Annotated in this window: 13 protein-coding genes; 1 reads left to right on the plus strand and 12 read right to left on the minus strand. The window is 69.8% G+C overall.

The window, feature by feature from the left end; translation table 11 throughout:
• Positions 1-16: 16 nt before the first annotated feature.
• Entirely contained in the window at positions 17-928 is a 912-nt protein-coding gene (gene rpsB / locus G4Z16_RS07825; RefSeq protein ID WP_197350057.1) for a 30S ribosomal protein S2, read from the minus strand.
• A 473-nt stretch (positions 929-1,401) separates the two neighbouring features.
• Here rpsB and G4Z16_RS33065 point away from each other — a divergent pair, with 473 nt between their 5' ends.
• Positions 1,402-2,463 (plus strand): murein hydrolase activator EnvC family protein, encoded by a 1,062-nt coding sequence (locus tag G4Z16_RS33065; protein WP_197350058.1) that lies wholly within the window; start codon positions 1,402-1,404, stop codon positions 2,461-2,463.
• On the opposite strand, the gene G4Z16_RS07835 is transcribed toward G4Z16_RS33065, so the two are convergent.
• The 11 genes from G4Z16_RS07835 to rplS form a co-directional block, all read right to left on the minus strand.
• The gene (locus G4Z16_RS07835) at positions 2,444-3,001 is read right to left on the minus strand and encodes a TetR/AcrR family transcriptional regulator (RefSeq protein ID WP_197354237.1); all 558 of its coding nucleotides are present in this window, start codon (positions 2,999-3,001) and stop codon (positions 2,444-2,446) included. The two genes, G4Z16_RS33065 and G4Z16_RS07835, sit on opposite strands and share 20 nt — an antisense overlap.
• A gap of 52 nt (positions 3,002-3,053) precedes the next feature.
• Positions 3,054-3,902 (minus strand): RNA polymerase sigma factor WhiG, encoded by an 849-nt coding sequence (gene whiG, locus G4Z16_RS07840; protein ID WP_197350060.1) that lies wholly within the window; start codon positions 3,900-3,902, stop codon positions 3,054-3,056.
• 276 nt (positions 3,903-4,178) lie between these two features.
• Complete coding sequence (gene dprA / locus G4Z16_RS07845) at positions 4,179-5,351, minus strand: DNA-processing protein DprA (RefSeq protein WP_246531239.1); 1,173 nt, start codon at positions 5,349-5,351, stop codon at positions 4,179-4,181.
• 35 nt (positions 5,352-5,386) lie between these two features.
• A complete protein-coding gene (locus G4Z16_RS07850; RefSeq protein ID WP_197350065.1) occupies positions 5,387-7,036 on the minus strand; it encodes a YifB family Mg chelatase-like AAA ATPase in 1,650 nt (549 codons plus the stop codon).
• The gene (locus tag G4Z16_RS07855) at positions 7,036-7,419 is read right to left on the minus strand and encodes a YraN family protein (RefSeq protein ID WP_197350067.1); all 384 of its coding nucleotides are present in this window, start codon (positions 7,417-7,419) and stop codon (positions 7,036-7,038) included. The genes G4Z16_RS07850 and G4Z16_RS07855 overlap by 1 nt, the downstream gene beginning before the upstream one ends.
• Before the next feature lie 172 nt (positions 7,420-7,591).
• Positions 7,592-7,915 (minus strand): DUF2469 domain-containing protein, encoded by a 324-nt coding sequence (locus G4Z16_RS07860; RefSeq protein WP_028435414.1) that lies wholly within the window; start codon positions 7,913-7,915, stop codon positions 7,592-7,594.
• Positions 7,916-7,954: 39 nt separating this feature from the next.
• Entirely contained in the window at positions 7,955-8,683 is a 729-nt protein-coding gene (gene lepB / locus G4Z16_RS07865; RefSeq protein ID WP_197350069.1) for a signal peptidase I, read from the minus strand.
• Between the two features lie 78 nt (positions 8,684-8,761).
• Positions 8,762-9,772 (minus strand): signal peptidase I, encoded by a 1,011-nt coding sequence (gene lepB, locus G4Z16_RS07870; protein ID WP_425508151.1) that lies wholly within the window; start codon positions 9,770-9,772, stop codon positions 8,762-8,764.
• Positions 9,696-10,703: a signal peptidase I gene (gene lepB, locus G4Z16_RS32390; RefSeq protein ID WP_246531240.1), complete on the minus strand. Its 1,008-nt coding sequence runs from the start codon at positions 10,701-10,703 to the stop codon at positions 9,696-9,698. The genes lepB (G4Z16_RS07870) and lepB (G4Z16_RS32390) overlap by 77 nt, the downstream gene beginning before the upstream one ends.
• Before the next feature lie 535 nt (positions 10,704-11,238).
• The gene (gene lepB / locus G4Z16_RS07880) at positions 11,239-11,958 is read right to left on the minus strand and encodes a signal peptidase I (RefSeq protein ID WP_197350075.1); all 720 of its coding nucleotides are present in this window, start codon (positions 11,956-11,958) and stop codon (positions 11,239-11,241) included.
• 43 nt (positions 11,959-12,001) lie between these two features.
• Positions 12,002-12,352 (minus strand): 50S ribosomal protein L19, encoded by a 351-nt coding sequence (rplS, locus tag G4Z16_RS07885; RefSeq protein WP_055486343.1) that lies wholly within the window; start codon positions 12,350-12,352, stop codon positions 12,002-12,004.
• Positions 12,353-12,362 lie beyond the last annotated feature (10 nt).

The raw sequence follows: 12,362 nt of genomic DNA on the forward strand, positions 1-12,362 counted from the left end.
CGCGCCCCTGGTGACGTCAGGCGTTCTCGGCGGTCTTCGACTCGGAGGCGTCGGACGGCTTCTCCTCGGCCTTGGCCTCGGCAGCCTTCTCGTCTTCCTTGGGCTCGGCGGCCTTCTCGCCTTCCTTGGCCTCGGCCTTGCCCGCGTCCTCGCTCTTCTCGCCCTCCAGGAGCTCACGCTCCCACTCGGCGAGCGGCTCGGCGGCCTTGTCGCCGCTCTTGGCCGCCTCGGCGGCGCCGGAGCGGGCGATGAGGCCCTCGGCGGCGGCGTCGGCGATCACGCGGGTGAGAAGCGTGACGGAGCGGATCGCGTCGTCGTTGCCCGGGATCTTGTAGTCGACCTCGTCCGGATCGCAGTTGGTGTCCAGGATCGCGACGACGGGGATGTTGAGCTTCCGCGCCTCGCCTACCGCGATGTGCTCCTTCTTGGTGTCCACGATCCAGACGGCGCTGGGCACCTTCTGCATCTCGCGGATACCGCCGAGGGTCTTCTCCAGCTTCGCCTTCTCGCGGGAGAGGACGAGCAGCTCCTTCTTGGTGAGGCCGGAGGCGGCCACATCCTCGAAGTCGATCTGCTCCAGCTCCTTCAGCCGCTGGAGGCGCTTGTAGACGGTCGAGAAGTTGGTCAGCATGCCGCCGAGCCAGCGCTGGTTGACGTAGGGCATGCCCACGCGCGTGGCCTGCTCGGCGATGGCCTCCTGGGCCTGCTTCTTGGTGCCGACGAACATGATGGAGCCGCCGTGCGCGACGGTCTCCTTGACGAACTCGTAGGCGCGGTCGATGTACGACAGCGACTGGAGCAGGTCGATGATGTAAATGCCGTTGCGCTCGGTGAAGATGAAGCGCTTCATCTTCGGGTTCCAGCGGCGGGTCTGGTGCCCGAAGTGGACGCCGCTCTCCAGCAGCTCCCGCATCGTGACGACGGCCATGGCCGTTCTCCTTGTGTTACTCGGTTGTCGTCAGCGCTGGCCGGGATGGCCATCGCTTGCCTGACGCCTCTGTCGCGCTGCCCGTAGGGCCTTTGGAGGGGCCCTCATGGGACCGAGATACGCGGCCACCGGGTGAGGGTGGCGAGGCGTGCGAAGTCAGCCCGGTGGACCGGGCCGCCACCAGCAGTGTACGGGACCTGAGCGGGGCACGGCTCCCTGGCGGGGAGAGTCCGGCTTGCCGGACATGCCGTGCAGGGGCGTATGCGCACGTTGCGCGGGCTGCGACGGGATTGCAGGGGCTGCGCGGGCCGGTGCACGGAGGGCGCGTGGGGCCACACACCGGCCCTTGTGCCCCTCACGAGTGATGGCCCTGTCCACAAGGGGCTGGTTTTCCACGGAAGTTCGGCAAGATCCCCGCTCTCGGTCACGGTACGGGACTCTGCGTACACGTCGACCGACAAGGGGGCCTGTCCATGGTGCTGGGGGTAGCGGGTGTGCTCCGCGAGACGGTGCGCCTGGTGGCTTGCACGGCGCTCTGCGCGGCCTTCGCGCTGGTCGTCGGCGGGGTACGGAGCGCGCGGGCGCATGCGGAGGAAGGGAGGGAGAGGCCCTCCATGACGACCGCAGGCATGCGGGATGCGGCCGCGCGGGGTGCGGACGGTTCCGGCGGCAGGGCGTGGCCCGTGGAGGGACGTGCCGGGGTCCCCCGGGTCGTCCGGCGCTGGAAGCCGCCCCCGAAGCCCTGGGCCGCCGGTCATCGCGGCGTCGATCTCGCGGCTCCCCGAGGCAGCCCGGTGCGGGCGGTCGCAGCGGGACGGGTCTCGTTCGCGGGCAAGGTCGCCGGGCGCGGGGTGGTCTCGGTCGAGCTGTCCGGCACGGGGCGCCCACCGCTGCGCATGACGTACGAGCCTGTGCGGCCTTCCGTCCACAAGGGCGAGCGCGTGCGGTCCGGCCAGACCGTCGGCAGGGTGGCAGCCGGCCCGTTCCACTGCGACCTGGGTTGTTTGCACTGGGGCGCACGACGCGGTGAGCGCTACCTCGACCCGCTGTCGCTCCTGCGCGGCGGGCCGTCGAGGCTGCTTCCGGTCTTCGGGGTGCCGCTTCCCGGTCACGCCGGTCGTGCCGCCGTCACCGGAGGCACCACAGGCACAGACTCCGCCACGGGCGCGAAGGGAGAAACGGGATCGGAGATGGGGACGAACGCGGATACGAACCCGGGAGCGGACGCAGGCACTGCGAGGCGGGACAGGACGACGGATGGGGGGCACACACAGGGGGTGGGCCGCACAGCGGCGACGGTTCCGGCCGCCACCGCCGAGAGCGGTCCGGCGCTCGGCGCGATATCACTCGCCGCGATGCTCGGTTGCGGGGCCTACTGGGCGCGAGGGCGTCTGGTGCACGGGAACCGGTCTGACCGGAGTGGACGGTGCTCGCACGGGCGCCCTGCTTCGACAGAGCGCCGGGGAAAGGCGGGCCGTGCGAGGCACGAGTTCCGGGGGCGCCCGCCGCCGGGTGTCAGCGGCGGACGCCGCTGAGGGCCATCGAGACAGCAGCTTCCGTGATCTCTTCCGGGCTCTCCGCGGCGCCGAGTTCGGTACGCCGTACCGCCGCGTCGACGACACCTTGGAGCAGCATCGCCGCCAGGCGCGGCTGGTCGTGGCCCAGCTCCGCGAGTGCCTCGACGACCATGGCTACGAGCCCTCCGTGGGCGGCGCGGATCTTCTCGCGTGCTCCGGCGTCCAGTTCACCGGCGGAGATCGCGACGACGGCCCGGTGCCGCCTGTCCCCGACCAGCGCCAGCTGCTGCCGTACGTAGGCTTCGATCTTCGACTCCGGCGATTCGGCTTCGGCCATCGCCGCTTCGACCTCGGCCGCCCACAAAGGGAAGTCCACGGCGCAGAGTTCCTCGACGACAGCGCCGCGGGACCGGAAGTACTCGTAGACCGAGGAGCGCGCGAGCCCCGTGCGCTGCGCGAGGGCCGGGAAGGTCAAAGCGTCGGTGCCGCCTTCGGACAGCAGTGCACGGGCAGCGTCGAGAAGGGCGGAGCGCTGCATGGTCCGGTGCTCGGCCACGGAGGCCGCTCGAATCCTTGGCACGCCCCCACCATACGGACGGAGGGAGCGATCAGCGACCGACGTCGGCCAGCTTTGCCCGAAGCTGAAGGACCGACTTGGTGTGGATCTGGCTCACGCGGCTCTCGGTGACGCCCAGGACCTGGCCGATCTCCGCCAGCGTCAGTCCCTCGTAGTAGTAGAGGGTCACCACGGTCTTCTCCCTGTCCGGGAGGGTGTTGATGGCGCGGGCCAGCAGGCGCCGCAACTCGCGGTCCTCCGCCACCTCGACAGGGTTGTCGGCGGCCGTGTCCTCCAGGGTGTCCATGAGGCTGAGCCGGTCACCGCCCTCTCCCCCTACGTGCAGCAGTTCCTCCAGCGCCACGACGTTGGCGAGGGACAACTGGCTGAACACGCCGTGCAGTTCCTCAAGAGGGATGCCCATCTCCGCCGCGACCTCCGATTCGGAGGGGCTGCGCCGCAGCGTCGCTTCCAGCGTGGCGTAGGCACGCTCGACTGCCCGTGCCTTCTGCCGCACGGACCGGGGGATCCAGTCCAGGGCCCGCAGTTCGTCGATCATCGCTCCGCGGATGCGTGTGATCGCGTACGTCTCGAACTTGATGGAACGCTCGGGGTCGAATTTCTCGATGGCATCGATGAGTCCGAAGATCCCGGAGGAGACGAAGTCGGCCTGCTCCACGTTGGAGGGCAGCCCGACGCTGACCCGACCGGCGACGTACTTGACGAGTGGCGAGTAGTGCAGGATCAGCTGTTCCCGCAGCCGCTCGTCGCCCGTGGCCTTGTACGACCGCCACAGCTCGTCGAGGGCACTGTGACCGGCACCGAGTCCGGGATTCTCGGTGCCGGCCGGTGCCTCTGTGGCGGTGCCGGCGGGTTCAGGCCCGGGGGTGTGCTGGGGCATGCGTCGCCTTGAGCCGTTTCTGCTGAGTAGTCGTCACGCGGCGGAGGGGTGCGCGTGACCGGGTGCCTCTACCTGGGAGGTGTGAGCGTAGCGTGACCACAAGGTCGCAATATGCGACGAGCGGCCACTTCGGCATGCGCAGATACGTTCCGCTGCCCGCACCCGTGAGTTACTCCCTTGATAGCGCCCGGAACCGGCCGTCGGGGGTGGGCGGGACGCAACCAGAGCATGCGGATCACCCTTTCATTCGATAGCCGCAGGTCAAGGACCGGCTCTTCACTCGATGGGGTGCCCGGTGGCCTTCCGGGGCCCTGCGGACCGGCTCAACTGCCAGCCGACGCCCAGGCGTTCGACAAATCCGAGCGCACACAGTTCCTGCAGCCTCGCGACGGCCACATCCGGCGTGATGCCGACAGCCTGCGCCAGCTGCGCGGACCGTACGGCGCCCCGCGCCGGCAACGCGTCGAGCACCATCGCAGCCTCACTGGGCAGCACGTCACGGGGCACGGACGCGCCTTGTCTGCGCGGGGCCAGCTCACCGATGCTCCCGATCAGTTCGATCACCTCGGCCGCGTCCGTGACGAGGCTCCCCTCCTCCCGGAGCAGTTCGTGCACACCCGCCGAGAGCCCCGAGGTGACCGGGCCGGGTACGCCCATCACGAACCGGCCCAGCCGTCGCGCGTGCCGCGCGGTCGACAACGAACCGCTTCTCAATGCCGCTTCCACTACGACCGTGCCCCGCGTGAGCGCGGCGATCACCCGGTTCCGGAGCACGAAGCGGCTGGGCGACGGGTGATCCTTCGGAGCCAACTCGGCAAGCATCAGGCCCTGTTCAGCGATGCGCGAGATCAACTCGGCGTGGCCAGGCGGATAGGCCACATCCACCCCGCAGGCCAGCACCCCGACAGTGGCGCCGCCCGCCGCGAGGGCTCCCCTGTGCGCGGCGCCGTCGATGCCGTACGCCGCGCCTGAGACCACCGTCCAGCCGCGTTCGGCCAGCCCCGCCCCGAGCACCGCCGCCACATGGACGCCGTACTCCGTGCAGGCACGGGCGCCGACGATCGCCACCGAGCGGAGCGCCCAGAGCCGCAGGTTCGGGGCACCGCGCAGCCACAGCCCGATGGGCCTCGTCACCCCCAGGGCATCGAGCTGCCCCGGCCATTCGCGGTCTCCCGGGCAGATGAATCGCCCGCCGAGGGCCTCGATGGCTGCCAAGTCCGCCTCGGGACGGGCCCGTTCGGCTCGGGAACGCAGTCCGGCCCAGCGCTGCTCGTCGACCCCCGGCAACGGGCTGGCGTCCTCGCGCAGCGCCCGCACCACCTCCTGAGCGCCATGGGTCCGCAGCCAGCGGCCGGCCCTCTCGTCACCCGGCTCCGCGATCCGGGTCAGCGCGGCGCGTGCGAGACGCTCCTCGGGGCAGAGCTCAAGCGGCTCATCGTCCTCAGGGATCTCGCCGGTGGCGGGACCGCCATACGCATCGGTGGTCACGGCTGCCCCCGGGACGCGGTGACCGCCGCAGGAGAACCCGGCATGCCTCGTCTGATACCCGTACGGAGTTCGAGAGCCCAGTCGACGTCCTGGGCCGTCGGGCGGTCATGGCCTGCGAGATCGGCGACCGTCCAGGCGACGCGGAGCACCCTGTCCATCCCCCGGGCTGTGAGCAGCCCGTGCTCCATGTCCTCCTCCGCCCTGCTCAGCGCTCCGGGCTCGGCCGGCCAGCGCGTACGCAGCTCATGCCCGGGGATATCGCTGTTGGCCGACCACGGTGTCCCCATGTAGCGCGCGGCGGCACGCTCACGCGCGGCCAGTACACGCTCGGCGACCGCCGCGGTGCTCTCCGAACTACCGTGGAGGCCCGCCAGTTCGGAACGGGAGAGCGGCTTGACCTGAACCCTGAGGTCGACCCGGTCCATCAGCGGACCCGAGAGCCTCGCCCGGTAGCGCCTGATGGACGCGGGACGGCATTCGCACCCACCGCCCTTCATGCCGTAACGACCGCACGGGCAGGGGTTCGCGGCGAGGGCGAGCAGGAACCGCGCGGGCATCCGCATCATCCCCGCGGCCCGTGCCACCACCACCTGCCCCGACTCCAGCGGCTGCCGCATCGCGTCGAGAACGCGGCCGCTGCACTCCGCCGCCTCGTCCAGGAACAGCACCCCGTGGTGCGCCATGGAAACCGCTCCCGGCCTCGGCAGGCCCGAACCGCCTCCGACCAGCGAGGCCATCGTCGCCGAGTGATGAGGGGCGCAGTACGGAGGGCGCGTGACCAGCGGCTGGCCAGGGGGCAGCACCCCGGCCACCGAGTGGACCGCGGTCACTTCCAGCGACTGCTGAGCAGTCAGCGGCGGCAGCAGCCCCGGCAGGCGCTCGGCCAACATCGTCTTGCCCGCGCCCGGCGGACCCTTGAAAAAAATGTGATGCCGGCCGGCCGCAGCCACCTCCAGCGCTCGGCGGGCGGTGTGCTGGCCGGCGACGTCGGCCATGTCCAGCGTCCGCTCCGCTCGCCTCGTGGCACCCGGCGCGGCCCACCCCTGGCCGGGCAACGACAGGGCGGACGGGCTCCGTTCGCTGCCCGGCTCGTCGGGAGACAGGCTGTCGGGCGGCTCTTCCTCGGGCACGGGCTCGTCGTTGAGCAGCGCGATCAGCTGCCGGAGACTGCGGACGCCGAGGACGGTCACGTCCGGCACCAGCGACGCCTCGGGAACCGCCTCCTCGGAGACGACGACCTGCCGGTGTCCCGCGTCGGCCGCTGCCAGCACCGCCGGGAGGACTCCTCGCACGGGGCGCACGCGCCCGTCCAGGCCCAGCTCCCCGAGCATCATCAGCCCGGCGATGCTCCGCGGATCGATACGCTCGGCGGCCCCCAGCACCGCACAGGCGACACCCAGGTCGAATCCGCTGCCGCTCTTGGGCACAGAGGCGGGGCTCAATCCGACGGTGAGCTTCTTCTGCGGCCAGTCCTCGCCGGCGTTCACCACTGCCGCCCGGACACGGTCACGGCTCTCGGTGAGGCTCTTGTCGGGCAGCCCCACCAGGGTGAACGTCGCCACCCCCGGCTCCAGGTCGGCCTGGATCTCCACCACGACGCCCTCGACCCCGACCAGCGCCACCGAGCACGTGCGGGCGAACCCCATCAGGCCACCCCCCGTGCGTGCTGCACCAGGGGCCCGCCCCGGTCCGGCAGCAGCACCCCGATGAGGTCGATCCGCACGCCGCCACGGGGCGGCTGCCCGTACCGCGTCAGCCAGCATTCGGTCAGCCAGCGCGAGGCCAGCCTCCGCAGCCGTGCCGATTTCGCCGGTGTGACCGCGGACATCGGATGCTCGAACGTCCCGCCCCGCCCCGCACGCCGGGTCTTGACCTCGCAGATCACCAGCGTGTCCCTGTCCCGAGCAACGATGTCGAGCTCTCCCTCGGCGCAGCGCCAGTTGCGCTCCAGCACCGCCATTCCCGCCTGACGCAGCCTTCGGGCCGCGACATCCTCCCCGTACCGACCGAGGGCTTTTCGGGCGCTCATCCGCACCACCTCCGGTCACTGACTGTGACGGAAGGCAGGCGGGGCAGTTGATCAAGGTGCGGATCTGGGGACAACGGGCCGGTTGTGGACAGAGCCGTCACCCACAGAGAGACGAAACCTCAGCGCTCACGGTGTGAGAGTCCCACGGGAGGACGGTCCGAGCGGCGAGCGGTCAGCCCTTGAAGCCGGAGTTCTCGGGCAGATCGAGCTCGCTCTTGTTCAGCTCCTCGATGTTCACGTCCTTGAAGGTCAGGACCCGCACCTGCTTGACGAACCGGGCGGGACGGTACATGTCCCACACCCACGCATCGGCCATGGAGACCTCGAAGAAGACCTCACCCTGCACGGAGTGCACTTGCATCTCGTAATCGTTGGTGAGGTAGAAGCGCCGGTCGGTCTCGATCACGTACTTGAAAAGACCGACGACGTCCCTGTACTCCCGGTAGAGCTTCAGCTCCATCTCGGTCTCGTACTTCTCGAGGTCCTCGGCGCTCATGGCATGTTCCCCTTCAGCCGTGCGTGCCCCCATTGTGCGTCAGTCGCGAGTGCCCCGTCCGGCCCGCCGCGCGATCGGGCCGTACGCCGCGCCGCCCAGGATCAGGGCTGCACCGGCAACAACGGCGATGATCAGCGGCTCCAGCGGACCCGGGTCGGACGTCCCGCCCGGCAGGGCCGAGAAGCCTCCGGGCCGCGCGAGCATCCCCAGACCGCTCACGGGCCACGCGACGGCGTCCACCCGCGCCTTCACGGCGGAGCGCGGCACCGCGCCGTGGTCGCCGTCCTCGAGGTGGACCCGGGAGTCGACCGAATCCATACGGTGATCACCGAGCAGGAAGAGCTTGCCCCCGGGCACCTTCGTCGCCTTGAACGGGGGCTGGGAGTCGGGACCCGTGCTCTTCAGATACGGCTCCTGAAGAGTCTTCCCGTTGACCGAGAGCCGACCCTGCTTGTCGCAGCACGCGACCTTGTCACCGCCCGTGCCCACGACCCGCTTGACCATCGGGACGGAGCCCCACACGGAGTCCTGGAAGACGATGACGTCGCCGCGGCGGACCTCCTCGCCGTCTATCCGCTCCGCGAGCACGCGGTCGCCGGCCTTGACCGTGGGATCCATGGACTCCGTCGGCACCGTGTACGGCTGGTACAGGAGGGCGCCCAGGACGAAGGCGCCAAGAAAGAGCACGCACCCGACCGCCACGGCGAGCCCCGAGAGCGTTTGTCCGGCGCGGCCGCGACTTGTTCCAGTACGTTCAGCCTTGCTCATCGCGCACTCCCGGTCAGCTCGCCGCTTCGGTCTGGGCGCACCTTACCCGGGGTAGAGAGCGCTGAGTACGGGGGGAGGTCAGCCGTTGACGGAAGGCTCGGCCGCCGCACGCGCCGCACGCCTCCTGCGCCGCCACAGGACGAGCGGTACCGCACCGGCGAGGCCTGCGGCCGCGGGCACTCCCTCCGCGACCTTCGACGCGAGACCCTTCTGATCGAAGGTGTCGGGCACCGGCAGCGGCGACCAGTGCGTGATCGGCCAGGCCACCACGATGGCGCGTCCGACGACCCGGTCCGTGGGGATCATGCCGTTGTCCACCGAGCGGTGGAAACGCGAGTCGAGGGAGTCCTGACGGTGGTCGCCCATCACCCACATCTTCCCCACGGGCACCTCGACGGGGCCGAAGGGCTTGTCGTCGCACGGGGTGTTGCCGGGGAAGAGATACGACTCTTCGAGCGCCTTGCCGTTGATCTCGACGGGGCCGCCGCGCTTGCACTCGACCCTGTCGCCGCCGACGGCGATGACGCGCTTGATGAGGTCCTGCTCGTCCGCGGACGGCATGAGGCCGATGGCGCTGAGCACGGTCTGGATGGCACCGCCCACACCGCTCGGCTGCGGCACCGGTGCCTCGTTCAGCCAGCCGCCCGGGTCGTGGAAGACGACGACCTCTCCCCGTTCCGGTTCCGATCCGAACCAGGGTGTGAGCTTGTCGACCAGCACCCTGTCCCCGACCTGCAGCGTGTTCTGCATCGAGTTGGACGGGATGGAGAACGCCTGGACGAGGAACGTCTTGATCAGCAGGGCAAGGATCAGAGCGATGCCGACGAGGATCGGCAACTCCTTGAAGAATGACCGCTGTTGCCTGCCTTGCGCGCCCGACGTGTGATCACTTGTGGTGCCGTCTTCCGCACCCGTGCTCACGCTGATGTCACTGCCTCTCTCTGCGGTCGGCGGCGCATCCCGCGCCGCGCTGTGTGCTTCGGGTCCGGAAGCGGACACGGTAGTGGATGCCTCAGGGCTCCTGTTCTCCGTGCCGCTCTCGCCCTCGCCCTCGTTCTCTCCGGATCCGGAACGAGCGCCGACCGCCAAGTCCCCCACAATCACTCCTCACAATCCACTGCCGCCTGTTCCACATCCGGGACAGGCCCACCACTCCCATAACGAGCGGGAGTTCCGCAGGGATCGGATATTGAGTCAGTCGGTTGTCACCGCCCCCGATCGGCGGAGCCGCAGCTGATCCCCCCGCGGCGCCGGGAACCGCGCTGAACGTGTCCGAGGCCTCCAACTTGCCCCAGTGGTCGAACGGCCAGGCGATGACGACAGCCCGCCCCTGCACCCGTCCCTCGGGAACGGTGCCGCCCTGCTCACGCAGATGGAAGCGGGAGTCGGCGGAGTTGGCGCGGTGGTCCCCCATGACGAACACGCGGCCGACCGGCACCCTCACGTCGAACTTGATCTCCGAGGGCTTGTTGCCCGGGTTGATGTACGGCTCTTCGATCGGCTTGCCGTTCACGGTGACTTTGCCTTGCGCGTTGCAGCACTTGACCTCGTCGCCGCCGACGGCGATGACACGTTTGATCAGGTCCTGCTCGTCGTCGGACGGAAGCAGGCCGATGAATGTCAGGAAGTCCTTGCCCTGCTTGATGCCGACAGGGTCGTCCGAGCGCTTCTTCTCGCTCGCGGGGAGCCAGCCGCCCGGGTCCTCGAAGACGACGACGTCACCGCGCTCGGCCTTCGTGCCGAACCACGGCGTCAGCTTGTCGACCAGGACGCGGTCGCCGATGCGGATCGTCTGCTCCATGGAGCCGGAGGGAATCACGAACGCCTGGACCAGGAACGTCTTGAGGACCAGGGCGATGAGCAGGGCGACACCGACGAGGATCGGTATCTCCTTCGTGACGGACAGGCGTCTGCGCCGCTTGACGCGCTGCGCCGCCCGCCGGCGCTCCGCCCTTCCGCCGCTCGGGCCGGGCGGGATGCCGAGTCTCTCGTCCCTGGTCTCGTGGCCGGGCAGATCCATCAGCCGCGCCGAGTAGGCGCTGAGCCGCATGGTCTCGCCCGAGCTCACCGAGGGCGGCGGGAGCGGTCCGTTGGGCCCCGGGAACTTCGCGGCCGGCTGCATGGGGCCCGGGGCCGTGGCGGCGGGGACGCCGTAGCCGCCGCCGTTGGAACGGGCCTGCGGGCTCCCGAAGTACTCGAACGGCTCGCTGTAGTCGTAGTTGCCGGAGTAGTAATCCGAGCCGTCGCCACCGCCGTTGCGGCCGTTGAAGCCCGAGTTCTGCGCTCCCCCGTAGCCGTTGGCGGCGTTCTGTGCGCCGTTGCCGTTGGAACCGCCGTAACCGTTGCCCGCGCCCTGTCCGCCGTAGCCGTTGGCACCGCCGTAGCCGTTGCCGGCGTTCTGCGCGCCGTAGCCGTTGGCGCCGCCATAGCCGTTGGAACCGCCGTAGCCGTTCTGGCCGTTGGCGCCGTTGCGGCCCGGTCCCGCGTTCGGTTCGTCGTCGTAGTCGCTCGGTACCCCGTAGTCGTAGGGCCCGTTGCGGGCGGGGCCCACCCGGTCACTCATGGGCACCTCCCCCTCTGCTGTGGACCGCTCCCCAGCGTTCCATCGGCCATGCGATGCCGTCGGCCCGCCCGATCACCCGCTCCACGGGAACGGTGCCACCGCCCGCGTCACCGAGGTGGTCCCGCGAGTCGCTGGAGTCGGAGCGGTGATCCCCCATCACCCACAACCGCCCTTGCGGGACTTCGATATCGAACGGCACGGCTGACGGGTCGTCACCGTCATGCAGGTAGCCCTCGTCCAGCGGAACACCGTTCACCTCGATCCTTCCGCGCTCATCGCAGCACCGGACCCGATCCCCGCCGACGCCGATCACACGCTTGACGTAGTCCGTCTCGGGCGGCCTCACCAGACCGACCGCAGCGCCGGCCTCTCGCAACAGACCGGCCACCGGATTCCCGTCCGTCTCCTCCTCGTCCATGAACGAACCCCTGCCGTCAAAGACCACAACGTCCCCGCGGCTCGGAGAGTTGCCGATCCGATAGGCAAGCTTGTCCACCAGTATCCGGTCACCGACCGCCAGCGTGGGGGTCATTGATGCAGAAGGGATCAAAAAAGGCTGCACCACGAAAGCGCTGACCAGCAAGAGCGCGCTGAGCAGGGACGCAGCGACTGCGCACAAGCGAGCGGAGCGTGACCAGCCCCTCCGCTCGTGCCCGTCAGGGCCGGAGGAGCGGTCCCGCTCCGCGTCGTCCTGCTGCGTCTCGGTGTCCATCGGGGCGAAAGCCTAGTCGCCCGCCGGACCTCGGACAGCTCGATCAGTTCTCGCGCTTCTCCTTGATCTTGGCGGCCTTGCCGCGGAGCTCGCGCAGGTAGTAGAGCTTGGCGCGCCGCACGTCACCGCGGGTGACGACCTCGATCTTCTCGACGATCGGGGTGTGCACCGGGAAGGTGCGCTCGACGCCGACGCCGAAGCTGACCTTGCGGACGGTGAAGGTCTCCCGCACACCGCCACCCTGGCGGCGGATGACGACGCCCTTGAACTGCTGGACACGTGAGCGGTTGCCCTCGATCACGCGCACGTGCACGTTGACCGTGTCGCCGGGGCGGAAGGCCGGCACGTTGTCACGCAGCGAAGCCGCGTCGAGGTTTTCGAGAAGCTGAGACATGACCGTCTGC

Origin of the sequence: Streptomyces bathyalis (assembly GCF_015910445.1) — a bacterium.
Classification (GTDB): Bacteria; Actinomycetota; Actinomycetes; order Streptomycetales; family Streptomycetaceae; genus Streptomyces; species Streptomyces bathyalis.